The sequence below is a fragment of the Paraburkholderia tuberum STM678 genome, from assembly GCF_902833905.1.
Classification (GTDB): domain Bacteria; phylum Pseudomonadota; class Gammaproteobacteria; order Burkholderiales; family Burkholderiaceae; genus Paraburkholderia; species Paraburkholderia tuberum.
Genome location: NZ_CADFGP010000018.1, coordinates 12,374 through 36,325, shown reverse-complemented (window position 1 = coordinate 36,325; position 23,952 = coordinate 12,374). Strand labels below are relative to the sequence as shown.

The window sequence follows — 23,952 nt, the reverse complement described above, 5'->3', positions numbered from 1 at the left end:
TCAACGGGCGGCGGCCGTCCCCTGCAGGCGGAACGTGTTGACGACGTCGCGCAGCATCTGCGCCTGCTCCTGCATCGACTGCGCGGCGGCCGCCGCCTGTTCGACCATCGCCGCGTTCTGCTGCGTGGTCTCGTCCATCTGCGCAATCGCGAGATTGACCTGCTCGATGCCGCGGCTCTGCTCGTCGGACGCGGCGGAAATCTCGCTGATGATGTCGGTCACGCGCTTCACCGCATCGACGAGCGACTCCATCGTGCCGCCCGCCTTCTCGACGAGCGTCTTGCCGCTGCCGACGCGCGCGACCGAATCCTCGATCAACGTCTTGATCTCCTTGGCCGCGTCGGCGCTGCGGCGCGCGAGGTTGCGCACCTCGCCCGCGACGACCGCGAAGCCGCGGCCCTCCTCGCCGGCGCGCGCGGCTTCGACGGCCGCGTTCAGCGCGAGGATGTTGGTTTGAAACGCGATGCTTTCGATCACGCCGATGATATCGACCACCCGCGCCGAGCTCGCCGCGATGCTCTGCATGTTCGCGACGACGTGCTGCACGGCCTCGCCGCCCTCGCCCGCGAGCTGCGACGCCGAGCGCGCCATGCGATTGGCCTGCAGCGCGTTGTCGGCGTTCTGCTTGACGGTCGCCGTCAGCTGCTCCATGCTCGCGGCCGTTTCGCCGAGCGACGACGCCTGCTGTTCCGTTCGCGCCGACAGATCGAGATTGCCCGCGGCGATCTCTTCGGCCGCGACCGTGATCGTTTCGGTGCCGCCGCGAATGCGCCGGATCGCGTCGGCGAGGCGGCTTTGCATGCGCTGCATCGCGTACAGCATGCTTTCCTGATCGTCGCCGGCCAGCGTGACCGGGCACGACAGATCGCCGTCGGCGATCGTCTCCGCGACGCTCGCCGCATAGGCGGGCTCGCCGCCGAGACTGCGCTTCACGTTGCGGATGATCAGCACGAGCGCGAGGGTGCTGAAGCTGCCGATCGCGAGGATCGTCAGCAGATAGCGCAGCAGGTCGGCGCGGAACGCCGCGTCGATGTCGTTGACGTAGACACCCGAAATCAGATACCAGTCCCACGCGGCAAAGCGCTTGACGAAGCTGATCTTCGGCACGCGCTCGTTGTTGCCGGCGAGGCGGCCCATGTAATCGACGAAGCCCTGCCCGTGCGCCTGCGCGACCTTTACCATTTCGACGAACAGCAGCTTGCCGTCGCTGTCCGCGTAGTGCGACACGTCCTTGTTGCGCAGATCGGCGAGCATCGGATGCATGATCACGACCGGCGTGGCAGTCGACACGATCATGTAGCCGCTGCCGGGGTAGCGCATCGCGGAGAGCCGCGCCAGCGCCTGCTGCCGCGCCTGTTCGGGCGTCAGCTCGTGCTGGTCGGCGCGCTGCGCGTAGTCGGCGACGATGCCGTAGGCGCTTTCCACGACGTTCTGCACCGCCGACTTGCGCTCGGCCAGCATCGTCGCGCGCGACTGCCATGCGGCCCAGCCGCCGAGGCCGAGCAGGCCGAGCCACGTAATCAGCAGCGCGAGCCAGAGTTTGGTGTTGAGGCTAAGTCGGTTCACGCTGATTCCTCCATCGCGGCGCGTCACACGGTTCTGTTGGATTAACGGCGCCGCGCGCGATTTCCTGAGTCGGGAAACACCCGAAGCGAGCCGTACGAACACGCGACAGCCTGACAGCCACCGGGCGCGCAACATGGCACAAAAACAAAAAAGGGTTACAGGCCCGAAACCTGTAACCCTTCGATGATTCTGGTACGGCAGGAGGGGCTCGAACCCCCGACCCTCGGCTTAGAAGGCCGATGCTCTATCCAGCTGAGCTACTGCCGTATGGATCGATATCTGCATGAAACCGGCACTCGCGGCGAGCCGCCCGATTTCCCACAAACTAAAATTCTAACTGACCTGCAACCAACCGGGCCCGGATTATAACCGATCGCCCGGCGCGCTCAGACCGGCTGCGGATGCAGCATGAACCAGCCGAGGAACAGGATCCCCGCGACCGCGCAGTACGCGCCGAACGACGCGAGACGTCCGCGGCCTTCGAAATAGCGCATCAGGAAACGTACGCTTAGGTACGCTGCGATCGCGGTCAGCACGCCGCCGAGCACCGCGTCGGCAAGCTGGCTCGGCGCGTGAAGCAGCTTCGGCAGTTCGAGTACGCCAGCCGCGAAAATGATCGGCGTGCCGAGCAAGAACGAAAACTCGGCGGCTTTCTCGGTGGTGAGGCCGGCCGCATTGCCGGCGATCATCGTCAGGCCACTGCGCGAGAAGCCCGGAATCAGCGCGCCGATCTGCGCGAGGCCGACGAAGAACGCTTGGCGCAACGTCAGCTTTTCCGGCGGTTGATGCGCGCGCGCGCGTTGCAGACGATCGCCGAACCACAGCAGCACGCCATTCACGATCAACGCAATCGCGACGATCCGCAGATCATGAAAAAGCGCCTCGAGGCGCTTTTCCAGCACGAGACCGACGAGGCCCGCCGGAATCGTACCGATGATCAGCGCCCACATCATGTGACCGTCGTCGTTGCGGCGGCCGCCGAGCGACGCTAAGAAACCGCGCACCAGCGCGTACCAGCGCGCGCGGAAGTACCACAGCAGCGCGAACGCGGTGCCGAGATGCAGGGCGACGAGGAACGGCAGCAGTTGCGGCGCATGCTTGTCGATATGCATGTCGAACAGGGCTGGCACGAGCAGCGTGTGACCAAGGCTGCTCACCGGAAACAGTTCGGTAACGCCTTGCAGCACGCTCAGAAAAATGAGAAACGACAGGTTCACGCGGCGGTCCTTGTAAGCAAAGTGTCGGGAACTGCGCGCCGCACAAAAGGGGCAGCCGGCGCGTCAAAAGCGCACCGATTATGCCTGGCTACACACCCAGCGCCAAGCGGTTAGGCCACATTCGGAGAGATATTGACGCGCCGCGTCACAACTCGACACCGTTGTTACGCGAGAGCAAGAAAGCGGGCGGCGGATTCGTCGCGGGCGTGCTGCGAAAGCAGGGAATGAAACCAGCGGATCAGCGTTTGAGAGAATGGAAGAAGTAGTACGTGCTGGCGGTGAATATACCGAATAAGGCCACCGCCATTGCCGTTGCGAGATCCATGATGCCTCCTGAGCCGATTCGCCCGGGAGTCGGATGGACCGGACGCTCCGACGGATTATCAATAGGATTCTCCCTTTTCCGACACCCGCAATTTCCCGGGAAGGGTTTCCCCGTAGCGCAAAGCAGCGCAAAATCGCGGTTTCGCCGCGCGAGACGCAGTCGCAGCGAATGGCGCAAAACGCCGCTTCCATGCAGATGCAACGGCCGACCCACGCGGCCGCTTTGCGCGACCCTCAACCTCTATCTGGCTAGCTATTGACCATGCCCCTCTCCCCGGAACAGGACATTCTCGAGATCGCCCAGGACGCCTCGGTGCTCCGTTTTTCGCCGCAAGCCGGCGGCCGTCTGCTGTCGTGGACGATCGACGGCGAAGAGGTGATTCACTGGCCCGAGCACGCCGACTGGAGCGTGCCCGCGCGGATTCGCGGCGGCAATCCGCTGCTGTTTCCATTTCTCGGCCGTCATCGCGTCGACGGCAAGATCGGCTATTGGCGTGACGCGCGGGGCACCGTGCGCGAGTTGCCGATGCACGGCTTCGCGCGCGACCTGCCGTTCGAGCCTCACGCCGACGTGCATGGCGCCGGCCTGCGGATGGTTCTGACCGACAGTGAAGCGACCCGCGGCTCCTATCCGTTCGGCTTCCGCTTCGAGGCCGCCTACGAGCTCATCGATCCGCGCACGCTCGACGTGACGCTGACCACCACCAATACCGGCGACGCGCGCCTGCCCTACTACGCCGGCCATCACTTCTACTTCACGCTGCCGCACATGCAGCGCGCGCAAACGACGCTCGAACTGCCGCGCACCGAGCGGTGCCGTCAGCTCGAGGACGGCTCGATCAGCCCCGCCGAGCCGGGCGAAGCGAGCTACACGCTCGACGAAGACCGCATCTACGACCGCTTCCATTGCCTGACCGGCACGCCCGATCGACCGGTGAGGGTCGAGGCGCCGGGCATCGATCGCGTGATCACGATCGATCTGCAGCGGCCCGGCTCGGTGCCCTGGTACGCGGTGACGACGTGGACTGAAACGCCGCAGTCGGACTTTTACTGCGTGGAGCCGTGGCTCGGGTTGCCCGATGCGATCCACAACGGCCGAGGTTTGCGCTGGCTCGAGCCGGGACAAACCGAAACGGCGGCACTGCGCATTGCCGTCGAGAAGACCAGCTGATACGCCGGCGCCGGCGGCGAGCCGCTCGAAGCGGCCGCCCGCCACTTCGCTCCCCTCGCCGGGGGGGCGCAACACAAAACCGTTAGAATCGAACGCTTTGTCAGTCTGTGCCGCGTGATCGGGATCAGCGCGCGGCAGTGCTTTGCGAGGTCCAATGCTGGAAACGACAAGAATCAAACGACTCGGCTGCGCGGCATTGCTCGCGCTGCTCGCCGCGTGCGGGTCGGCGCCGGTGGGGCCGGGCTACTACCGGGTCGAACGGGGCGACACGCTGTCGAAAATCGCGCGCGGCAACCGGCAATCGGTGCAGAACATCGCACGCTGGAACAACCTGACCAATCCCGACAGCATCGAGGTCGGCCAGGTGCTGCGCGTCGCGCCGCCAGGCGGCGCGGCGTCGACGAGCGGCGCGATCCGCAGCGGCGGTGGCGGTAGCAGCAGTGGCAGCGCGAGCGCGGCGGTCGCGCCGCGTCCTGCGCCCGCGGACACTGCGCCGGCGACCGCGCCCGCGCCGATCTCGCTGGTATGGCCGGCCGACGGCACGGTGTTCCGCCGTTTCGACGGCGGCAACTCGAAGGGTATCGATATTGCCGCGGCGGCCGGCACGCCCATCGTCGCGGCGGCGCCTGGCACCGTCGTCTATGCGGGCAACGGTCTGCGCGGCTACGGCAATCTGCTGATCCTCAAGCACAACGCCGACTATCTGACCGCTTACGCGCATAACCGCGCGCTGTTGGTGAAGGAAGGCGAATCGGTCAAGCGCGGCCAGAAAATCGCCGAAATGGGCGACACCGATACCGATCGCGTAATGCTGCATTTCGAACTGCGCTACCAGGGCCGTTCGATCGATCCGTCGAAACAACTGCCACCGCGCTAGGCGGCGGGCGCGGGAACCCGCCGTGCTATAAACGCTCAATTCGAAGCGGCGTGGCTGCGCGCCACGCCCTTCCGTTATTTGCAAGGAATCTGAAATGAAAAGCCCATTGGCGCGCGTCGCGGCGGCTGCGACGATCAGTCTTGGCCTCCTGACGCTCGGCGGCCTCGGCGGCTGCTCGACCACGACCACGATGACCTATCTGCCGAGCGGCGACACCGGCTTCGCGATCAACTGCAGCGGCAGCGACGCCAGCACGAGCTGGGCCGAGTGCTACAAGCGCGCGGGCGAAACCTGCGGCAACTACGGCTACGACGTGGTTTCGAAAGACGTCGACAACGGCGCGACGTCGGGCGGCACGATCGGTGGGATTTTCGGCGCGAATGTGAAAAACCGTTCGATGGTCATCCGCTGCAAGCAGTAAAAGGCGGCGCGCCGTGCGGCACGCGCGGCCGTCGAGCGGCAGAGCGTCACCGCTTAGCGGCGTCGCCAGCGCCCGGAGCGCGGATCGATGCGCGCGGCGAAGCGCACCAGCAACGCGAGCGCGATTAGCCACACGCCGACAAAAATGATCACCCCGGTCATGAGTCTCGCGCCGAAACAAATAATCCGCCATCATCGGCCGCCCATGTGAATTCGCGGTGAAGATCGCTGCGGCAGGTTAAACATCCGCGTAAATCCATTAAAAAAAAGCCCGGCACGAGGCCGGGCTAACGGGGGTTCGGCGCATATCGGCAAAGGACCGGTTCACCATGCGCCAGAACGAAATCTAACAATCCGCATTTCCAAGCGCAATGGATTAATTTTGCGGCCAATGTTACACGGCGTACGGATTCCGCAATCCGTGAATCGGAAATGTCGGAATCAGACCGGCTTAATGCGCCGCAGCTGGGATACTCCACACGCCAAATCATTCAAACCAGGAATGTCGGAGTATCGCACCGGCTAATGCTCCTGGGCTATCGGCGGAAAGTCCCGCCGAACCAGCAGAGGAAAGACGTCTGGCCGAATAACACTAACTCATTCGGCAATAACGCCGCTTTGGCTTGCGAATATTAACTTGGTGCGCAAACGCACGTAACGCATCGATTAGTCGCGGCAGCTCTTCCGAATAAGCGCCGATACGTTTTCACAACAAATTCGCGAATAGTGAAATCTTTAACATTGACAATTCCGCCGACAATATTGAAACCGCATTCAAACTCGTTTCAGTTTTGAATATTCGGACGATTAATAGCCGGTGCTGATGGGCGGCACGCCTCGTGTGCCGCCGTCGTTGAATCCGCCGGCATCCAGGTTCAGAATCCGATTCAGTCCGCGCTGCATAAAAGGCCGCCCGGCGCGTTGCGCAAGGCCGCCACGCGGCCCGCCGGTCCTTGCCAATAGTTTATAGTGACGGCCCCGTCCGACCCTGTCCACGATGACTTCCAACGACGCCTCCCAAAGCCCCCTTTATGCGAAGCTGCTCGGCGAAACCGCCAAGATCGGCTGGAGCGAACTCGAACGTTTTTTTGCGCGCGGCATACTGCTGCACGTCGCGCGCGACCTCGATCTCGTGAGCGTCGCCGAGGCAATCGCCAACGACGACACCACCCGGGTCGCCCAATGGTTGTCCTCCGGCCTCGTCGTGCGCGTTCAGTCGGAGACGGCCGCCGATTTCGCCGCGCGCGACCCCGAGCTGTGGGCCGTCGTCGTCTCTCCTTGGGTGTGCGTGCAGGAGCGCTCTTGAACGACGCGAGGACGCCCGATGCCGGCATGCCCGATGCCGGTATGCCCCCCGCCGCGCGATCCGAAACCGCCTCACACCCAGCCAGCGCGCCCGCGCTGCCGGTGCGCTGGCATCGCCGGGTGCTCGCGCTCGCGTTGCCGATCGTCCTCGCGAATCTGACGCAACCGATCCTCGGCGCGGTCGACACCGCCGTCGCTGGTCATCTGGACAGCGCCTCTTACCTCGGCGGCGTCGCGCTCGGCGGGCTCTTCTTCAACTTCGTGTTCTGGGGCTTCGGCTTCCTGCGCATGGGCACGACCGGCCTCGTCGCGCAGGCGCACGGCGCGGGCCGCAGCGACGAGTTGCGCAACACCGTCGTGCGCGCACTGCTGATGGCGGCCGCGATCGGCGCACTGGTGCTGCTCGTGCAGCAACCGCTGATCGACTATGCGCTGCGGGCGATCGGCGGCAGCGACGCCGTGCAGCGGCACGCGCAGGTTTATTGCCACGCGCGCATCTGGGCCGCGCCGCTCGCGCTCGGCAACTACGTGATACTCGGCTGGCTGCTCGGCACGCAGCAGGTGCGGCTCGCATTGCTGTCGCAGGTCTTCATCAACAGCGTGAACATCGCCGCGGTGCTGCTGTACGTGTACGCGTTTCATTGGGGCGTGGCCGGCATCGGCGCGGCTACCGCGACCGCCGACGCGCTCGGCTTCGTGCTCGGGCTCGCCCTGCTATGGCACGGCAGGCCGCGCGGCCTGCCCGCGCTGAATCGCGCCGCCTTGTTCGACGCCGCCGCGCTGAAGCGGCTCGTCGTGCTCAATCGCGACATCTTCGTGCGCACGCTGTGCCTGCTGTCGTCGTTCGGCTGGTTCGCGCATCTCGGCGCGCGGCAAGGCGACGCGACGCTCGCCGCGAACGCATTGCTACTCAATTTCCAGACCTTCATGGCGTACGGGCTCGACGGTTTCGCGCACGCGGCCGAGGCGCTGGTCGGCGCGGCGATCGGTGCGCGCGATCGTCACGCGTTCGCGCAGGCGGTCAAGGTCACCGCGCTGTGGTCGGCGCTCGGCGCGATCGGCTTCTCGTGCGTGTACTGGGGCGCGGGCGCGTGGATCATCGAGCGGCTGACCGATCAGGCCGCCGTGCGTGCCGCGGCCGAAACCTATCTGCCGTGGGCGGCGCTGTCGCCGGTCATTTCGGTGTGGGGCTTCCTGCTCGACGGCGTGTTCATCGGCGCGACGCGTACGCGCGAGCTGATGATGTCGATGACGGTGTCGCTTGCGGTGTTCGTGGCGGCGTCGTCGGCTTTGCTCGCGTGGCACGGCAATCACGGGCTGTGGATCGCGCTGCTGATCTTCATGGCCACGCGTGGCGCAACGCTCGCGCGTTACCTGCCGGGCGTGTCGCATGGGATTGCGGCTGCCTAGCGCGGTGCGCTGGGCACCCGCTCGTTTTCACTTCAACGAGCGCTCACTGCGCGACGGGCGCGGGCACCATCGCGGGCGGCCGATCGTCGGTGGGCACGCCGTGGTAGTCGGCGGGATCATGTGGTGGGCTGCCGCGATGCGCGGACGGATTGTCCGCACAGCCGGCGACGCCGGCGCACAACAGCAAGGCAAGAGTCAGAACGCGGGTCATTTTGCAATCGTCTCCAGGACAAAGCGATGGCGGACGTCCGCCGGCGCGCCGAGAGTCTAACCGCAAAGCGCGTTCGGCGACGCCATCACACACCTTGTGCGTCGCCCGTTCCAATTCGTGAGATTTCGCCGGACCTGCGCTACTATGGGTTCATGGCTGAACCTACCGGGAGACTGCCATGGACGGTGAATCGATCGCGGGCCTGATCGGGCTCGCAATAGGCCTGATCGTGCTGGTGGCGTTGTCGATCTTCGAATCGCGGGCCTACCGGCGTGAACACGATGGCGAGGGCATGCTGCACCACTGGACGCATCAGCATCTACATATGCCGCATTGGAGGCGTCCAAGGCATTGATGCGGGTGATCTTCGACTCTGACCGAATGGCCTCTGGCCGCGGCACCGGCATGTCACGGTGCGTCAGTCGCGCGTCCGCTCGATGACGCATTGACCGGCGTTGCGGCGCCTGCGCGCACATCGAGGTCCGCTGGACGTGCGCAACGCCTTTCCGGTTCTTTGGGCATACCTACATCGAACGACGACGCTTCCTGCGTCGCTCTCTCCTTCTGCGCTTTCGTCCAAGGCCTCACTGCATCGAGCTTAACGGGTGATGGGCACATGCCTTGCTGGTTCCGATCCAGCAACAGACGCGCGACACGCGCGTCGATTGTCGCGGCGCGCGCGCCAAACCAGCGTGAAGATGCGGCCAGCGATTTCGCGGCCCCCTCAAAAAGGAGAACGCCATGACCGTCGGAACCATTCTGCTAATCGTGCTCATCCTGCTGCTGATCGGCGCGTTGCCAAGCTGGCCGTATAGCAGCGGCTGGGGCTATCGGCCGACTGGACTCGTCGGCGTCGTGCTGATCATCGTGATCGTTCTGCTGTTGATGGGGCGTATATAGCCCACCGCGAGCCCGCTATGGTGAACGTCGTTGCCCGTGCGGTTTTGGGGCCGCCAAGGGATTGACGCTCCTGCCCGCACCCCCTATACTCTCGGATTCGTCGGAGCGTAGCGCAGCCTGGTAGCGCATCTGATTTGGGATCAGAGGGTCGTAGGTTCGAATCCTATCGCTCCGACCACGAAAAGCAGCTCGAAACCCGCGAAGCCTCCGGCTTCGCGGGTTTTTGCTTTTTTGGCTCGCGTTCACGTGGACGCCGACAGCCGACCCGTCAGGCACTCGCCTTGCAAATCATCACCTGCGCATGCGACAGTGCTTGAGGCAGGTACCTCGCTGCGAAGACGCGCAAGCCCGCCGCAACGCCATCCCAAGCCGCTCAAAAAGGAGACTCCCATGGACCTGATCCTCTGGCGTCACGCCGAAGCAGAAGATGTCGCCGCGAGCGATCTCTCCCGCGCGCTCACCACGCGCGGCCGCAAGCAGGCGCAGAACGCCGCGAAATGGCTGCGCGCCCGTTTGCCCGACGACGCGGTCATACTCGCGAGCCCCGCCGTGCGCACCATCCAGACCGCCGAGACGTTGAGCGACCAGTACCGCGTCGTGCGCGAACTCGCGCCGAACGCGAGCGCGAACGACGTCCTGGAAGCGGCCGGCTGGCCCGGCGGTATCGCGCAAACCGTGGTGATCGTCGGCCATCAACCGACGCTCGGCCACGTCGCCGCGCAACTGCTCGGCGACAGCCGCGCGAGCTGGCCACTGAAAAAAGCCGGCATCTGGTGGATCGAGAGCCGCGAGCGCAACGGCGAAGATGAGGCGGTGTTGCGCGCCGCCATCAGCCCCGATCTGATCTGAGCGCGCGTGTCGCGCGACACCTCCGACATTACAGGCACCCACGCGAGGGCTTACGGGCAGTCATCCAATCGTCACGGCTTTGCCATGCGAGCGTCACCGCGCGTTACTACATTGGCGAAAAAAGAAATCCTCACTCTTTTCGACCAGGACAGCCAATGCGAGAACTGCCGACGCCCACCCTGCCCTTCACCTCGCTTTTCGAACCGCGCCGTCTGCCGCGCGCCGAGGAAACGGTCACCGCGCAGCATCGCCTGCAAGTGTCGTGGGCGCGTACCGACGAAGAGCTGCGTGAAGCGCAGCGTCTACGCTATCGCGTCTTCGCCGACGAAATGGGCGCACGCCTCAGCGGCCCCGCGGGCCTCGACGTCGATGCCTTCGATTCGTACTGCGACCATTTGCTGGTACGCGATCTCGACACGTTGAAAGTAGTCGGCACGTATCGCGCTCTGCCGCCGCATCAGGCCGCGCGCATCGGCCGTCTATATGCGGAAAGCGAGTTCGACGTGTCGCGTCTCACGCATCTGCGCGCGAAGATGGTCGAGGTCGGCCGCTCGTGCGTGCATCCGGACTATCGCAGCGGCTCGGTGATCATGTCGCTATGGGCTGGGCTCGCCGCGTACATGAAGCACAACGGCTACGAGACGATGCTCGGCTGCGCGAGCGTCGCGATGGCCGACGGCGGCCACTATGCGGCGAACCTGTATTGCTCGCTGCGCGACAACGCGCTGACCGCGCCCGAATATCGCGCGTTCCCGCATACGCCGCTGCCGGTCGACGAACTGCAGACGGGTGCCGCCGTCGCGCCGCCGCCGCTCGTGAAGGGCTACTTGCGTCTCGGCGCGAAGATTTGCGGCGCACCGGCGTGGGACCCCGACTTCAATACCGCGGATTTCCTGACGCTGTTCCGTCTGTCCGATATCAACGCGCGCTATGCGCGGCACTTCCTCGGCGATGCGTTGCCGCGATAAGCTGCGCCGAGATACGAAAAAGCCCTGCATTTGCAGGGCTTTTTTTGTTCGTGCACTCGCCGCGAATCGACGCGTGCGTCGATCCGCATCGCGTCAATCGTCCGTATAAACGACACGGTACGGAATCCCGACTTTCTCCCACTCCGCCGCCTCCTGGATCAGGCTGTAATCCGTCAACGGATTGTTGGCGACCCACTCGTTCGGCAAACGCACCTCGTAACCGCCGTTCGCCTGAGCAACCGTGATGCCCGGCAGGCCGACGTCCGCGCGTCGACGGCACAGCAACGCCGCGAGCCGCAGACAGAACAGCAGCGGCCATTCGACGTCGCGCGTCTGCGACAGCTTGCCGAGCTTGCCCGCGTGGCCGAGCACGAGCGCGGCGAGGCGCGCCTGGTCGGTACGCGAAAAGCCCGGCATATCGGCATTGCTCGCGATATAAGCCGAGTGTTTGTGATACGCGCTATGCGAGATCGACAGCCCGATTTCGTGCAGCGACGCCGCCCAGCCGATGAACATGCGGTTTTCCGCGCGGCGTTCCTCGTCCGGTTCGACGAACTGGTCGTAGAAGCTCGTCGACAGATCGCGGATGCGCCCCGCCTGCGGGCGATCGACGCCATAGCGGCGCATGAAGCCCTCGACCGTCACCGTACGCATGTCCTCGTGCTGCGAACGGCCGAGCAGGTCGTACATGACGCCGAGGCGCAGCGCGCCGTCGGTGGTGTCGACATAGTCGACGCCCAGTTCGTCGAACACCGCGATCATGATCGACAGCCCGCCCGCGAGCACCGGCACGCGGTCGCTCTTCAGCGCAATCAGTTTCAGCCGGTTGACGTTTTCGGCCTTGATCAGCGCGCGCTTGAGCCGCTCGAGGCCGCCGCGCGAAATGCCGTGGGTGACGCCCGCATCGTTGAAATTGTTCGCCTCGACCAGTTCGGCGAGCGCGCGCGCGGTGCCCGACGAGCCGATCGCCTGCTCCCAGCCGGTCTTCTTGTATTCGGCGGAAATGATCTGGATTTCGCGGCGCGCGGCGAGCTCGGCCTGGCGCATCGTGTACTCGTCGACGTTGCCGGCCGGGAAAAACGCGCGGCTATGGCTCACGCAGCCGATATACAAGCTCTCCATCATGATCGGCGTATAGTGCGAGCCGATGATGAATTCCGTCGAGCCACCGCCGATATCGACGACGAGCCGCTTGCCCGCGCTCGCCGGCACCGAGTGCGCGGCGCCCGCATAAATCAGGCGTGCTTCCTCGCGCCCGGCGATCACTTCGATCGGAAAACCGAGCGCGGCCTGCGCTTCGCCGAGAAATTCGCCCGCATTCTTCGCGATGCGCAGCGTATTGGTCGCGACCGCGCGCACGTGGTCCGGATGAAAATCGCGCAACCGCTCGCCGAAGCGCTTCAGCGCATCCCAGCCACGCACCTGCGATGCGCGATCGAGCATCTTGTCGCTCGATAGCCCGGCCGCGAGCCGCACCGGCTCGCGCAAGGCGTCGACCTGATAGATCTGGCTGCCCGCGTCGGTTTCCTCGACCCGGCCCACGATGAGCCGGAAGCTGTTCGAACCGAGATCGACGGCGGCGAGGAGATGAGGAATATTGACCATCGGGTAAGCGTACTCCATGCGCGCGAGCGCCGCGGCTGCGGCCGAGGGCGTGGCGGCGGACTCCGGCAGCGCCACGCGCCGGCCCGGCGCCTTCGGCGCATGGTGCGCGTCGCGGCCAGCCGCACTGTTCAAAGACGCCATTCTAAGCGTAGCAGCCTTCACGGTGTCACCTCGCGGCGCAGGGAGTTCGGTATCGTCGCATAGGTAGCGCGTCATATTGACGACAGACGACGATTGCGGCATAAAATGTTAAAAACATCGCCGATGTCATCAGGACGTCATCAAACCGTGAGAATTTCCGAGCGTCTTTCCGTCTCCATTTCAGACATTCCAATCTCGCCGCCGATGTCCGTCCGCTATCCCCTATTGAATCGCGAGCTGGGCATTCTGGGTTTCAACGAGCGTGTGTTGGCGCAAGCCGCCGATCCCGCCGTCCCCTTGCTCGAACGTCTCCGCTTTATCTGCATCACCAGTAGCAACCTCGACGAATTCTTCGAAGTCCGCATGGCCGGGCTTCAGGAACAGATGGGCGACAACCCCGGCGCATTGTCGCCCGACGGCATGTCGCTGCTTCACATGTACGACCTCGTGGTCGAACGTGCGCAGAAGCTCGTGCATCGCCAGTACACGATGCTGCACGACACGGTGCTCACCGCGCTCGAACAGGAAGGCATCTATTTCCACGGCAACGAAGCCTGGAGCGACGCGCAGACCGAATGGGCGCGCAACTACTTCTTCAACGAACTGCTGCCGGTGCTCACGCCGATCGGTCTCGACCCCGCGCATCCGTTTCCGCGCGTGCTGAACAAAAGCCTGAACTTCGTCGTCGAGCTCGAGGGCAAGGACGCGTTCGGCCGTCAGGCGATGATGGGCATCGTGCAGGCGCCGCGCGCGCTGCCGCGACTCGTGCGCATGCCCCAGGAGCTGTCGGGTTATCCGCATGGCTTCGTGCTGCTGAGCTCGCTGCTCCAACACTTTGTCGGCGAGCTGTTTCCGAATCTCTTCGTGCGCAGCTGCAATCAGTTTCGCATCACGCGCAACAGCGAGCTGTTCGTCGACGAAGACGAAATCACCAATCTGCGCGTCGCGTTGCAGGGCGAACTGCCGGCGCGGCATCTGGGCAATGCGGTGCGGCTCGAAGTGTCGGCGGAAACGCCCACGCATGTGGTGCGGCGCCTGCTCGACGAAAGCGGTCTGTCGAACAAGGACTGCTACTACGTGAACGGCCCCGTCAATCTGGTGCGGCTGATGCAGCTGCCCGAGATGGTCGACCGGCCGGATCTGAAGTTCGTGCCGCACATTCCGTCGACGCCGAGGCAGATCGCCAACAGCGCGAGCATGTTCGACGTGATCGATCAGGGCGACGTGCTGCTGCATCATCCGTACGAGAGCTTCCAGCCGGTGCTCGAGCTGCTGTTGCAGGCGGCCAAGGACCCGAACGTGGTCGCGATCAAGCAGACCATCTATCGGACCGGCACCGACTCGCCGCTGATGGATGCGCTGATGCAGGCCGCGCGCAACGGCAAGGAAGTCACGGTGGTCGTCGAGCTGCTCGCGCGCTTCGACGAGGAAACCAACATCAACTGGGCCTCGCAGCTCGAAGCGGTCGGCGCGCACGTGGTCTACGGCGTAGTCGGCCACAAGTGCCACGCGAAGATGATGCTGATCGTGCGACGCGTGTCGGCAGGCGGCAAGGCGAGCCTGAAGCGCTACGTGCACCTCGGCACGGGCAACTATCACCCGCGCACCGCGCGCCTCTATACCGATTTCGGTCTGATGACCGCCGATCAGAAGATCTGCGAGGACGTGCACCATGTGTTCCAGCAGCTCACCGGCATCGGCGGCGAGCTGAAGCTGCACGAGCTGTGGCAGTCGCCGTTCACGCTGCATCCGAAGCTCGTCGACGCGATCCGCAAGGAAGCCGAGCATGCGCGCGCGGGCAAGAAGGCGCGCATCGTCGCGAAGATGAACGCGCTGCTCGAGCCGACGGTGATCGCCGAGCTGTACGAAGCATCGCAGGCCGGCGTGAAGATCGATCTGATCGTGCGCGGCGTGTGCTCGCTGCAGCCGGGCGTGCAAGGGCTCTCCGAGAACATCACGGTGCGCTCGATCGTCGGGCGCTTTCTCGAACACCATCGCATCTACTACTTCTACGACGGCGGCAAGGAACAGGTCTATCTGTCGAGCGCCGACTGGATGGATCGCAATCTGTTCCGGCGCGTCGAAGTCGCATTCCCGGTCAACAACCGGCGACTGAAGCGGCGCGTGATCGCGGAAGGGCTGTCGGCGTTTCTCGGCGACAACCAGTCGGCCTGGTTGATGCAGAGCGACGGTCACTACCGCCGGCGCCGGCCGGGCAAGGCGTCGCGCAATGCTCAGATGAGTCTGCTCGGCAAGTTCTGTTCGTAGTCGCCCGCGTTTCGGGTGCTCGCCGCGATGGCGGGCACCCGACGATCCGCGCGCATAAAAAAACCGCCTTTTTCAGGCGGTTTTTTTATGCGTCGACCAGTCGTACGACTGCCGCGTTCAAACCTGTGCGGTTTGACAGCGCGCCGTCCGATACACCGGAAAGCGCACCGTGAACGTGCTGCCGCGCCCTTCTTCGCTCTTCACGTCGAGTTGCGCATCGTGCCGTTGCAGTACGTGCTTGACGATCGCGAGACCGAGCCCGGTGCCGCCCGTGTCGCGCGAACGGCTGCGATCGACGCGATAGAAGCGCTCGGTGAGCCGCGGGATATCGGCGGCCGGAATGCCGAAGCCGCTATCGGTGACCGAGAACACCGCATGGCCACCCTGCGCACGCCAGTTGACCTTGATCGAGCCGCCGTCCGGCGTGTAGCGGATCGCGTTCGTCACCAGATTGCCGAATGCGCTGAGAATCTCGGTTTCGACGCCGGTGACGGTCAGCGCTTCGTCGGCATCGAAGACGATCTTGTGATGATCGCTGGACAGGCTCTGCGCGTCGTCATGCAGATGCCGCAACACCGCGCGCATGTCGATCATCTGATCGCTCGGCGGCTTGTTGTCGCCTTCGAGCGTCGCGAGCACGAGCAGATCGCTGACGATATGACGCATGCGCGACGCCTGCTGCTCCATCAGCTCGAGATAACGCGCGCGCTCGGCTTCGCCCAACGGCAGCTCGCGCATCGTCTCGAGAAAGCCGGACAACACCGTGAGCGGCGTTTTCAATTCGTGCGACACGTTGGCGACGAAGTCACGCCGCATCGCATCGGTGCGCTCGAGTTCGGTGATGTCCTGCGACAGCACGAGCTTGCGATTGTCGCCGTAAGGAAACACCTGCACCGACAGCACGTTCTGGCGCTTGTCGCCCATGCCGCGCATGATCAGCATTTCCTCGTACCGATGCGAATTCAGATAGCGCACGAAATCCGGATGACGCACCAGATGCGTGATGTGCTGACGCAGATCGCGCTTCGCATCGAGCCCAAAGTGGCTTTCGGAAATCGCGTTGCACCACTCGATCTGATCATGATCGTCGAGCATCGCGACGCCGTTAGGCGACGCCTGGATCGCCTGGATGAAACGCGAATGCTGCTGCTCGACCTGGCGCACCTGGGCATGCCAGCGCTTCGCGAGCTTGTGCAGACGGTAGTAGATTTCGCCCCAGATGCCGGGGGCGCTCGGCACTTCGCCGTACACCGGCGCGTCGAGCAGACGCCACAGACGCTGCTTGTGGAAGGTACTGAAGACACTCTGTACGAGCAGCAGGACGATGGCGAGAGCGAGCCCTGCCTTGACGTTCAGCAGTGCGCCGACCACCGCGCACAGAACAGCAAGCAGCACGACCGACACGATGGAGCGCGCCCAGATGATGTTCATGGTCTAGCGATCGAAGACAAAATACAGCGCAGGAGGGAGGTACGGCGGCACAGCGCCATGCGATGCAGCGCGCCGCCGACGGCTATCAGGCGCTCTTCGCCAGCCGGTAACCGCTGCCGCGTACCGTTTCAATCATAGCATCGCACCCGGCCGGCTTGAGTGCCGCGCGCAGACGCTTGATATGCACGTCGACGGTCCGCTCTTCGACGAACACGTGATCGCCCCACACCTGATCGAGCAGTTGCGTGCGGCTGTGCACGCGCTCCGGGTGAGTCATGAAGAAGTGCAGCAGACGGAATTCGGTCGGGCCGAGATCGAGCTTGATCTCGCTGCCTTCCGCATGCGCGGCGACGCGGTGCGTGGCCGGATCGAGCTTCAGGCCGTTGATTGCGACCACGTCTTCGGTCAGCTGCGGCGCGCGGCGGCGCAGCACCGCCTTGATGCGCGCCATCAGTTCCTTCGGCGAGAACGGCTTCGTCACGTAGTCGTCGGCGCCGATCTCGAGTCCGAGCACCTTGTCCTGCTCGTCGCCTCGCGCGGTCAGCATGATGATCGGGATATGCTTCGTACGCTCGTTGTTGCGCAGATCGCGCGCGAACGAAATACCCGATTTACCCGGCAACATCCAGTCGAGCAGCACGAGATCGGGCAGTACGTCGCTGATCAGGTTGTGCGCCTGCTCCGCGTTGTACGCGCGAATCGGGCAGTGCCCGGCGTGTTGAAGATTGACCGAAATCAGTTCGGAAATGGCGGGCTCATCTTCAATGACGAGAATGCTGCTGGGCATCGGCACCTCTGTTCCTTATCTCTGGATTAGCTGAGCGCTTCGCGTTCGAGCGCGTCGCGCGACTGGTGCCGCACGTCGGTACCCTTGACGATGTAGATGATGAATTCCGCGATGTTCTTCGCGTGGTCGCCGATCCGCTCGATTGCCTTGGCGATGAACAGGAAGTCGAGGCCCACCGAGATCGAACGCGGATCTTCGGTCATATACGAAATCAGCTTGCGCACGAACGCGCGGAATTCCTCGTCGATCGCCTTGTCGTCGCGCACGATCTGCGCGGCGGCGACCGTGTCCAGACGCGCGAACGCGTCCAGCGCACGGCGCAGGATCGACACGGCCATTTCGCCCGACAGCTTGATCTCGGCGATGTTGATGGTGCGCGATGCGCCGTCTTCCATCAGACGCTTGGTGCGCTTCGCGATCTTTTCGGCTTCGTCGCCGGCGCGCTCGAGGTTCGTGATGGTCTTCGAGATCGCGATCAGCAAGCGCAGATCGCGCGCGGCCGGCTGACGGCGCGCGATGATGTTGCTGCACTCTTCGTCGATCTCGACTTCCATCTTGTTCAGACGGTCTTCGGCGACGATCACCTGCTCGGCGATGTCGAGGTCGAATTCGTTGAGCGCCTGCATCGCGTTGACGATCTGCGATTCGACGAGGCCGCCCATTTCGAGCACCTTCGACGAAACGAGGTTGAGGTCGGCGTCGAACTGGCTGGACAGATGTTTATCGGACATGTCGTACTCCGTTGTATTGCCCGGCGGATTAGCCGAAGCGGCCAGTGATGTAGTCCTCGGTTTCCTTGCGGACCGGCTTGATGAAGATCTTTTCGGTGTCGCCGAATTCGATCAGTTCGCCGAGGTACATATAGGCAGTGTAGTCCGAACAGCGGGCCGCCTGCTGCATGTTGTGCGTGACGATCACCACCGTGTAGTCGCTCTTGAGTTCAGCGATCAGCTCTTCGATACGGCCCGTCGAAATCGGGTCGAGCGCCGAGCAGGGCTCGTCGAGCAGCAGCACTTCGGGGCGAATTGCAATACCGCGCGCGATGCACAGACGCTGCTGCTGGCCGCCCGACAAACCGTAGCCGCTCTGGCCGAGCTTGTCCTTCACTTCGTTCCACAGCGCCGCCTTGGTCAGCGCCCATTCGACGCGGTCGTCCATTTCCGAGCGTGACAGCTTCTCGAACATCTTCACGCCGAAAGCGATGTTGTCGTAGATCGACATCGGGAACGGTGTCGGCTTCTGGAACACCATGCCGATGCGCGCGCGCAGCAGCGAAATGTCCTGGCGCATGGTCAGCAGGTTTTCGCCGTCCATCACGATCTCGCCTTCCGCGCGCTGCTCCGGATAGAGCGCGTACATCTTGTTGAAGGTACGCAGCAGCGTGGACTTGCCGCAGCCCGACGGACCGATGAACGCGGTCACCTTGCCTTCGGGAATCTGCAGATTGACGTTCTTCAGCGCGTGATACTTGCCGTAGAAGAAGTTGAGGTCCTTGACCTCGATCTTCGGACGCGACGGCGTTTGCGCGTGAGCGCTGTGTTCGGGGTCGGAGCCCGCGGGCGCGGCTGCGTGCCCGATCGGATTGAGTTGGGTTTCTGCTACGTTCATCGGATTCACTCCGCCCTTACTTGTTCGAGAAGATCGTGCGCGCGAGGACGTTCAGTCCCAGCACCGCGAGCGTGATCAGAAAGACGCCGGCCCACGCGAGCGATTGCCACTGCGCGAACGGGCTCATCGCAAACTTGTAGATCGTGACCGGCAGGTTCGCGACCGGCTGGCCCATATCGACCGAGAAGAACTGGTTCGACAGAGCGGTGAAGAGCAGCGGTGCGGTTTCGCCGGCAATTCGCGCGACACCGAGCAGCACACCGGTGACGATGCCCGCGATCGACGCCTTCAGCGTGATCGACAGCACCATCTTCCACTTCGGCGTGCCGAGCGCGAACGCGGCTTCACGCATCGCATTCGGCACGAGCTTCAGCATGTTTTCGGTCGTGCGAATCACGATCGGAATCTGCAGCAGCGCCAGCGAGAGCACGCCGGCCCACCCGCTGAAGTGGCCCATCTTCACGACGACGAGCGCGTAGACGAACAGACCGATGACGATCGACGGCGCCGACAGCAGGATGTCGTTGATGAAGCGCGTGAGGTTCGCGAGCCAGCCTTTCTGGCCGTATTCGGCGAGATAGACGCCCGCCATGATGCCGATCGGCGTGCCGACGAAGGTCGCGAGCCCGACCAGCAACAGGCTGCCGACGATCGCGTTGGCGAGACCGCCGCCATCGGTGTTCGGCGGCGGCGTCGACTGCGTGAACAGTTCGACCGACAGACCACCGATACCGAGACGCAGCGTCGTATAGAGAATCCACACGAGCCACAGCAGGCCGAACGCCATTGCCGCGAGCGACAGCGTCAGCGCAAGCGCGTTGGTCATGCGACGGCGCCCTTGCAGACGCACGCGCATCGTTTCGAGCGTCGCGGCGTCCTTCAGACCCGGCATGTTCAGGGACGGCCCGCTCATTTCGCGCCCTCCCCTTTCTCGAGACGCAGCAGCATGATTTTCGAAATCGCCAGCACGATGAATGTAATCACGAACAGGATCAGGCCGAGCTCCATCAGCGCCGACGTATGCAGGCCCGGCTCCGCTTCCGCGAACTCGTTGGCGAGCGCCGACGTGATGCTGTTGCCCGGCGAAAACAGCGAAATATTGTCGAGCAGGTTGGTGTTGCCGATTACGAACGTGACCGCCATCGTCTCACCCAGCGCCCGGCCGAGGCCGAGCATGATGCCGCCGATCACACCGCTCTTGGTGAACGGCAGCACGATCTTCCACATCACTTCCCACGTCGTGCAGCCGATACCGTACGCCGATTCCTTCAGCAGCACCGGCGTCACTTCGAACACGTCGCGCATCACCGCCGCGATGTACGGGATGATCATGATCGCAAGGATCACGCCCGCGCACAGAATGCCGATGCCGATCGGCGGACCGGCGAACAGCGCGCCGACGATCGGAATGCCGCCGAGCACCGCGCCTAGCGGCTTCTGGAACCACACCGCGAAGATCGGCGCGAACACGAGCAGACCCCACATGCCGTACACGATAGACGGAATCGCGGCGAGCAGCTCGATCGCGATGCCGAGCGGCCGGCGCAGCCACGCGGGCGACAGTTCGGTCAGAAATAGCGCGATACCGAAGCTGACGGGCACCGCGATGAGCAGAGCGATGATCGACGTCGCGAGGGTGCCGTAGATCGGCACGAGCGCGCCGAATTGTTTGCTGGGTGGATCCCACACCGCCGTCCACAGGAACGCGAGACCGAACTCCCGAATCGACGGCATCGAGGCGACGATCAGCGACACGATGATGCCGCCGAGCAGCAGCAGCGTGACGATGGCGGAAAGGCGTGCGAGGCCGCCGAAGATCACATCGCCCGAGCGGCCAGGCGCTTTTTGCTGCGACGCGCGGCCAGGCGGAGTGGCCCGGCTCGTGCCGGACGCTAAATGAATATCGGACATGAGAGCCTGAGGGACCTGTTTCCAGTTGCCGGACGACACATGTCGGGCGGTCGGTGATGCATGCGGCGCATGCCGCGTGAAAGTCACAGGCCGTCCTCGCACGAGGACGGCCGGGGTGCTACAGGGCGCGGCCCAGATCGACCGCGCCAGCTTACGCCTGTTACTCGTCGAGCGTCTTGCCTGCCGAATCCTTGATCTTCTGCTTCCACTGCGTGCGGATTTCCGAGACGACCGACTGCGGCAGCGAGATGTAGTCCAGATCGTTCGCAGCCTGGCCGCCGTTCTTGAACGCCCAGTCGAAGAACTTCAGCGTTTCCGCGCCTTGCGGTGCCTTGTCCTGCGTCGTGTGCAGCAGCACGAACGTCGCGCCGACGATCGGCCAAGCGTTCTTGCCCGGCTCGTTCGTCAGGATCTGATAGAACGACTTCGACCAGTCGGCGCCGGCCGCCGCTGCCTTGAACGTGTCGGTCTCCGGCTGAACCACCGCGCCGGATTCGTTCTTCATCGCAACGTAGTTCATGTGGTTCTGCTTCGCGTACGCCCATTCGACGTAACCGATCGCGCCCGGCAGACGCTGCACGAAAGCCGCGACGCCGTCGTTGCCCTTGCCGCCCGTGCCGGTCGGCCAGTTGACCGTCGCACCTTCACCGACCTTCGTCTTCCATTCCGGGTTGACCTTCGACAGGTAGTTCGTCCAGATGAAGCTGGTGCCCGAACCGTCGGCGCGGCGCACCACGGCGATGTCCAGATCCGGCAGCTTGACCTTCGGGTTCAGCGCGACAATTGCCGGGTCGTTCCACTTCTTGATCTTGCCCAGGTAGATGTCGCCGAGCACTTCACCCGACAGTACCAGTTCGCCCGGCTTGACGCCCGGCACGTTGACTGCCGGCACCACGCCGCCGACCACCGTCGGGAACTGGAAGAGGCCTGCCTTCGCGAGTTCGTCGTCCTTCAGCGGAGCGTCCGAGCCTGCGAAATCGACGGTCTTCGCCTCGATCTGCTTGATGCCGCCCGACGAACCGATGCCTTGGTAGTTAACCTTGCCGCCGCCGGTCTTCTGATAAGCGTCGGCCCACTTCGTGTAAATCGGTGCCGCGAACGTGCTGCCCGCGCCGGTGATGTCTGCGGCTTGCGCTGCGATTGCGAAGAGCGCGCCAGCGACGCCAGCGAACACGGTTTGCATCAATTTCATGAGACCTCCAAGGGGGTGTGAGCGTGTGGTGTGAGCGTGAAACTCGAACACCGCGAAGCTTAGGGTCTCTTTATGACAAAAACGTGACTGATAATGAATCAAATGTGACAGTAATATTACCCCGTGAAAGGTGCCGAAGCCGCCGAATTGCCGCTGTGCCGATGCCCGTTGCATCGCATTTTTCGAGGTAGACAAAAAAAGATGGGGCGCGAACGTTTGCGCTGCGCGCGGAGGTCGTTTTTGTGCGGGATGTGCCGTCATTTTGGCGGCTGCGGAGTGGGGATTCGATGGGGTGAGGAACGAGCCTTCGTTGGGTGTGAAAGCCCGGCCGCCCAGTTTATGGAGCCCGCTGAATCTTCTGCCTGCGACGCTCAGGCAGGCGGCAAGCGGTCGCCACCGCCCGCCGTCGACTCGGGAATCGATCAGGCCGTCGCTACCCGCACGGCTTTGGCAATCGCTTCAGAATGCTCGAGCGCGTCCGCGACGTTCTGCGCCTCCACCATCACGCGCAGTACCGGCTCGGTGCCCGACGCGCGGATCAGCACGCGGCCGCGGCCGTCGAGCGCGCCTTCGGCCACCTTGATCGCACTGCGGATCGTCTCGCTGCCCTTCCAGTCCGAGCCGGGCTTCATGCGCACGTTGATCAGCTTCTGCGGAAACAGGGTGACACCGTCGAGCAGATCCGTGAGCGATTTGGCGCTGCGCTGCATCGCCGCCAGCACGAGCAGGGCGGACACGATGCCGTCACCGGTCGAATGGCGATCGAGTGACAGAATGTGGCCTGAACCTTCGGCGCCGAGCTGCCAGCCGTGCTCGCGAAGCTGTTCGAGCACATAGCGGTCGCCGACCGCGGCGCGCACGAACTTGACGCCGGCATTCTGCAGCGCGACCTCCACGGCCATGTTGGTCATCAGCGTGCCGACCGCTCCTTCCACGTGGCCGGCGGTCGCGATACGGTCCTTGACCAGCACGTACAACAGCTCGTCGCCGTTGAAAAGGCGGCCGGACTCGTCGACGACCTGCAGACGGTCGGCGTCGCCATCGAGCGCGATACCGAGGTCCGCGTGGTTTGCGCGCACCGCGCGAACCAGCGCATCCGGCGCGGTCGCGCCGACGCCGTCGTTGATATTGAAGCCGTTCGGCGAGACGCCGATCGGGATCACTTCCGCGCCGAGCTCATGGAACACGTGCGGCGCGACGTCGTACGCGGCGCCATGCGCGCAATCGACGACGAGCTTCATGCCGCGCAGGTCGTACGCGGCCGGGAACGTGCTCTTGCAGAACTCGATGTAGCGGCCACCTGCGTCATCGAGACGGCGCGCTTTGCCCAGTTGCTCGGAGGCCGCGCACGCGAGCGGCAGTTCGAGCTGCTCCTCGATCTGCGCCTCGACGTCGTCCGGCAGCTTGTTGCCGTCGGCCGAGAAGAACTTGATGCCGTTGTCGTAGTACGGGTTGTGCGATGCGCTGATCACGACACCCGCGGCAAGCCGCAGTGCGCGCGTCAGATAGGCGATGCCGGGTGTCGGCATCGGGCCGGCCAGCATCACGTCGACGCCGGCGGCCGAGAAGCCCGATTCGAGCGCGGCTTCGAGCATGTAGCCCGACACCCGCGTGTCCTTGCCGATCAGCACGGTCGGACGGGTGCCTGTTTTCGCCCATTGATCGGCGCCCGCGAGCACCTTGCCGGCCGCATAGCCGAGCCGCAACACGAATTCCGGCGTGATCGGGCCTTCGCCGACCTTGCCCCGAATGCCGTCCGTTCCGAAGTAACGACGTGCCATGTTTGTTCTC

Annotated in this window: 22 protein-coding genes and 2 tRNA genes; 11 read left to right on the top strand and 13 right to left on the bottom strand. The window is 64.1% G+C overall.

Going from position 1 to position 23,952, the window contains the following annotated elements; all coding sequences use genetic code 11:
* The 3 genes from HWY30_RS17465 to HWY30_RS17455 all read right to left on the bottom strand — a co-directional run bounded on the left by HWY30_RS17465 (position 1) and on the right by HWY30_RS17455 (position 2,783).
* Positions 1–1,566 (bottom strand): methyl-accepting chemotaxis protein, encoded by a 1,566-nt coding sequence (locus HWY30_RS17465; RefSeq protein ID WP_090805397.1) that lies wholly within the window; start codon positions 1,564–1,566, stop codon positions 1–3.
* Between the two features lie 190 nt (positions 1,567–1,756).
* Positions 1,757–1,833: transfer RNA gene (locus tag HWY30_RS17460), tRNA-Arg, on the bottom strand.
* 119 nt (positions 1,834–1,952) lie between these two features.
* Complete coding sequence (locus HWY30_RS17455; protein ID WP_090801083.1) at positions 1,953–2,783, bottom strand: undecaprenyl-diphosphate phosphatase; 831 nt, start codon at positions 2,781–2,783, stop codon at positions 1,953–1,955.
* Between the two features lie 586 nt (positions 2,784–3,369).
* On the opposite strand from HWY30_RS17455, the gene HWY30_RS17450 reads away from it, so the two are divergent.
* The 5 genes from HWY30_RS17450 (at position 3,370) to HWY30_RS17430 (ending at position 8,290) form a co-directional block, all read left to right on the top strand.
* Positions 3,370–4,278, top strand: a complete 909-nt coding sequence (locus HWY30_RS17450; RefSeq protein ID WP_090801085.1) for an aldose epimerase family protein — start codon at positions 3,370–3,372, stop codon at positions 4,276–4,278.
* Between the two features lie 154 nt (positions 4,279–4,432).
* Positions 4,433–5,155: a peptidoglycan DD-metalloendopeptidase family protein gene (locus HWY30_RS17445; RefSeq protein WP_090801087.1), complete on the top strand. Its 723-nt coding sequence runs from the start codon at positions 4,433–4,435 to the stop codon at positions 5,153–5,155.
* A gap of 94 nt (positions 5,156–5,249) precedes the next feature.
* A complete protein-coding gene (locus HWY30_RS17440) occupies positions 5,250–5,576 on the top strand; it encodes a hypothetical protein (RefSeq protein WP_090801089.1) in 327 nt (108 codons plus the stop codon).
* Between the two features lie 996 nt (positions 5,577–6,572).
* A complete protein-coding gene (locus HWY30_RS17435; RefSeq protein WP_090801091.1) occupies positions 6,573–6,881 on the top strand; it encodes a DUF2288 domain-containing protein in 309 nt (102 codons plus the stop codon).
* Between the two features lie 26 nt (positions 6,882–6,907).
* Positions 6,908–8,290 (top strand): MATE family efflux transporter, encoded by a 1,383-nt coding sequence (locus tag HWY30_RS17430; RefSeq protein WP_425199386.1) that lies wholly within the window; start codon positions 6,908–6,910, stop codon positions 8,288–8,290.
* A gap of 43 nt (positions 8,291–8,333) precedes the next feature.
* On the opposite strand, the gene HWY30_RS17425 is transcribed toward HWY30_RS17430, so the two are convergent.
* Complete coding sequence (locus HWY30_RS17425; protein WP_167368601.1) at positions 8,334–8,501, bottom strand: hypothetical protein; 168 nt, start codon at positions 8,499–8,501, stop codon at positions 8,334–8,336.
* 178 nt (positions 8,502–8,679) lie between these two features.
* Here HWY30_RS17425 and HWY30_RS17420 point away from each other — a divergent pair, with 178 nt between their 5' ends.
* From HWY30_RS17420 to HWY30_RS17400, 5 genes are all read left to right on the top strand, one after another.
* Positions 8,680–8,856, top strand: a complete 177-nt coding sequence (locus tag HWY30_RS17420; protein ID WP_018421224.1) for a hypothetical protein — start codon at positions 8,680–8,682, stop codon at positions 8,854–8,856.
* 386 nt (positions 8,857–9,242) lie between these two features.
* The gene (locus tag HWY30_RS17415; RefSeq protein ID WP_090801093.1) at positions 9,243–9,401 is read left to right on the top strand and encodes a DUF3309 family protein; all 159 of its coding nucleotides are present in this window, start codon (positions 9,243–9,245) and stop codon (positions 9,399–9,401) included.
* 101 nt (positions 9,402–9,502) lie between these two features.
* Positions 9,503–9,579, top strand: a tRNA-Pro gene (locus HWY30_RS17410).
* 212 nt (positions 9,580–9,791) lie between these two features.
* Positions 9,792–10,250: a SixA phosphatase family protein gene (locus HWY30_RS17405; protein ID WP_018421227.1), complete on the top strand. Its 459-nt coding sequence runs from the start codon at positions 9,792–9,794 to the stop codon at positions 10,248–10,250.
* A gap of 155 nt (positions 10,251–10,405) precedes the next feature.
* On the top strand, positions 10,406–11,218 hold the full coding sequence (locus tag HWY30_RS17400) for a GNAT family N-acetyltransferase (protein ID WP_090801095.1): 813 nt from the start codon (positions 10,406–10,408) through the stop codon (positions 11,216–11,218).
* A gap of 93 nt (positions 11,219–11,311) precedes the next feature.
* On the opposite strand, the gene ppx is transcribed toward HWY30_RS17400, so the two are convergent.
* On the bottom strand, positions 11,312–12,964 hold the full coding sequence (ppx, locus tag HWY30_RS17395) for an exopolyphosphatase (RefSeq protein ID WP_090805400.1): 1,653 nt from the start codon (positions 12,962–12,964) through the stop codon (positions 11,312–11,314).
* A gap of 204 nt (positions 12,965–13,168) precedes the next feature.
* Here ppx and ppk1 point away from each other — a divergent pair, with 204 nt between their 5' ends.
* Positions 13,169–15,232, top strand: coding sequence for a polyphosphate kinase 1 (gene ppk1 / locus HWY30_RS17390; RefSeq protein ID WP_090801097.1), 2,064 nt, complete (start codon positions 13,169–13,171; stop codon positions 15,230–15,232).
* 117 nt (positions 15,233–15,349) lie between these two features.
* Here the strand turns inward: ppk1 and phoR are convergent, their stop codons facing one another.
* The 8 genes from phoR to glmM all read right to left on the bottom strand — a co-directional run bounded on the left by phoR (position 15,350) and on the right by glmM (position 23,942).
* On the bottom strand, positions 15,350–16,663 hold the full coding sequence (gene phoR, locus HWY30_RS17385; RefSeq protein ID WP_090801098.1) for a phosphate regulon sensor histidine kinase PhoR: 1,314 nt from the start codon (positions 16,661–16,663) through the stop codon (positions 15,350–15,352).
* Positions 16,664–16,748: 85 nt separating this feature from the next.
* A complete protein-coding gene (gene phoB / locus HWY30_RS17380) occupies positions 16,749–17,450 on the bottom strand; it encodes a phosphate regulon transcriptional regulator PhoB (RefSeq protein ID WP_008922879.1) in 702 nt (233 codons plus the stop codon).
* A 26-nt stretch (positions 17,451–17,476) separates the two neighbouring features.
* Positions 17,477–18,181, bottom strand: coding sequence for a phosphate signaling complex protein PhoU (gene phoU, locus HWY30_RS17375; protein ID WP_027198295.1), 705 nt, complete (start codon positions 18,179–18,181; stop codon positions 17,477–17,479).
* A 28-nt stretch (positions 18,182–18,209) separates the two neighbouring features.
* Positions 18,210–19,058, bottom strand: a complete 849-nt coding sequence (pstB, locus tag HWY30_RS17370) for a phosphate ABC transporter ATP-binding protein PstB (protein WP_090801100.1) — start codon at positions 19,056–19,058, stop codon at positions 18,210–18,212.
* Positions 19,059–19,074: 16 nt separating this feature from the next.
* Positions 19,075–19,971 carry a phosphate ABC transporter permease PstA gene (gene pstA, locus HWY30_RS17365; protein WP_090801102.1) on the bottom strand — a complete coding sequence of 299 codons (897 nt, stop codon included), beginning with the start codon at positions 19,969–19,971 and terminating at the stop codon, positions 19,075–19,077.
* Complete coding sequence (gene pstC / locus HWY30_RS17360) at positions 19,968–20,969, bottom strand: phosphate ABC transporter permease PstC (RefSeq protein WP_090801104.1); 1,002 nt, start codon at positions 20,967–20,969, stop codon at positions 19,968–19,970. Before pstC ends, pstA begins: the two co-directional genes overlap by 4 nt.
* Positions 20,970–21,129: 160 nt before the next feature.
* Positions 21,130–22,161 carry a phosphate ABC transporter substrate-binding protein PstS gene (gene pstS / locus HWY30_RS17355; RefSeq protein WP_090801106.1) on the bottom strand — a complete coding sequence of 344 codons (1,032 nt, stop codon included), beginning with the start codon at positions 22,159–22,161 and terminating at the stop codon, positions 21,130–21,132.
* Positions 22,162–22,583: 422 nt separating this feature from the next.
* Positions 22,584–23,942: a phosphoglucosamine mutase gene (gene glmM / locus HWY30_RS17350; protein ID WP_090801109.1), complete on the bottom strand. Its 1,359-nt coding sequence runs from the start codon at positions 23,940–23,942 to the stop codon at positions 22,584–22,586.
* Positions 23,943–23,952 lie beyond the last annotated feature (10 nt).

Bases quoted from the DNA above. Each gene is read 5' to 3' on its own strand.
- HWY30_RS17435 (WP_090801091.1), top strand. From the start codon at position 6,573: ATGACTTCCAACGACGCCTCCCAAAGCCCCCTTTATGCGAAGCTGCTC.
- pstS (WP_090801106.1), bottom strand. From the start codon at position 22,161: ATGAAATTGATGCAAACCGTGTTCGCTGGCGTCGCTGGCGCGCTCTTC.
- HWY30_RS17445 (WP_090801087.1), top strand. From the start codon at position 4,433: ATGCTGGAAACGACAAGAATCAAACGACTCGGCTGCGCGGCATTGCTC.
- HWY30_RS17400 (WP_090801095.1), top strand. From the start codon at position 10,406: ATGCGAGAACTGCCGACGCCCACCCTGCCCTTCACCTCGCTTTTCGAA.
- ppk1 (WP_090801097.1), top strand. From the start codon at position 13,169: ATGTCCGTCCGCTATCCCCTATTGAATCGCGAGCTGGGCATTCTGGGT.
- pstC (WP_090801104.1), bottom strand. From the start codon at position 20,969: ATGTCCGATATTCATTTAGCGTCCGGCACGAGCCGGGCCACTCCGCCT.
- pstA (WP_090801102.1), bottom strand. From the start codon at position 19,971: ATGAGCGGGCCGTCCCTGAACATGCCGGGTCTGAAGGACGCCGCGACG.
- phoB (WP_008922879.1), bottom strand. From the start codon at position 17,450: ATGCCCAGCAGCATTCTCGTCATTGAAGATGAGCCCGCCATTTCCGAA.
- HWY30_RS17430 (WP_425199386.1), top strand. From the start codon at position 6,908: ATGCCCGATGCCGGTATGCCCCCCGCCGCGCGATCCGAAACCGCCTCA.
- phoR (WP_090801098.1), bottom strand. From the start codon at position 16,663: ATGAACATCATCTGGGCGCGCTCCATCGTGTCGGTCGTGCTGCTTGCT.
- pstB (WP_090801100.1), bottom strand. From the start codon at position 19,058: ATGAACGTAGCAGAAACCCAACTCAATCCGATCGGGCACGCAGCCGCG.
- HWY30_RS17450 (WP_090801085.1), top strand. From the start codon at position 3,370: ATGCCCCTCTCCCCGGAACAGGACATTCTCGAGATCGCCCAGGACGCC.
- glmM (WP_090801109.1), bottom strand. From the start codon at position 23,942: ATGGCACGTCGTTACTTCGGAACGGACGGCATTCGGGGCAAGGTCGGC.
- HWY30_RS17405 (WP_018421227.1), top strand. From the start codon at position 9,792: ATGGACCTGATCCTCTGGCGTCACGCCGAAGCAGAAGATGTCGCCGCG.
- HWY30_RS17440 (WP_090801089.1), top strand. From the start codon at position 5,250: ATGAAAAGCCCATTGGCGCGCGTCGCGGCGGCTGCGACGATCAGTCTT.
- HWY30_RS17415 (WP_090801093.1), top strand. From the start codon at position 9,243: ATGACCGTCGGAACCATTCTGCTAATCGTGCTCATCCTGCTGCTGATC.
- HWY30_RS17420 (WP_018421224.1), top strand. From the start codon at position 8,680: ATGGACGGTGAATCGATCGCGGGCCTGATCGGGCTCGCAATAGGCCTG.
- ppx (WP_090805400.1), bottom strand. From the start codon at position 12,964: ATGGCGTCTTTGAACAGTGCGGCTGGCCGCGACGCGCACCATGCGCCG.
- HWY30_RS17425 (WP_167368601.1), bottom strand. From the start codon at position 8,501: ATGACCCGCGTTCTGACTCTTGCCTTGCTGTTGTGCGCCGGCGTCGCC.
- phoU (WP_027198295.1), bottom strand. From the start codon at position 18,181: ATGTCCGATAAACATCTGTCCAGCCAGTTCGACGCCGACCTCAACCTC.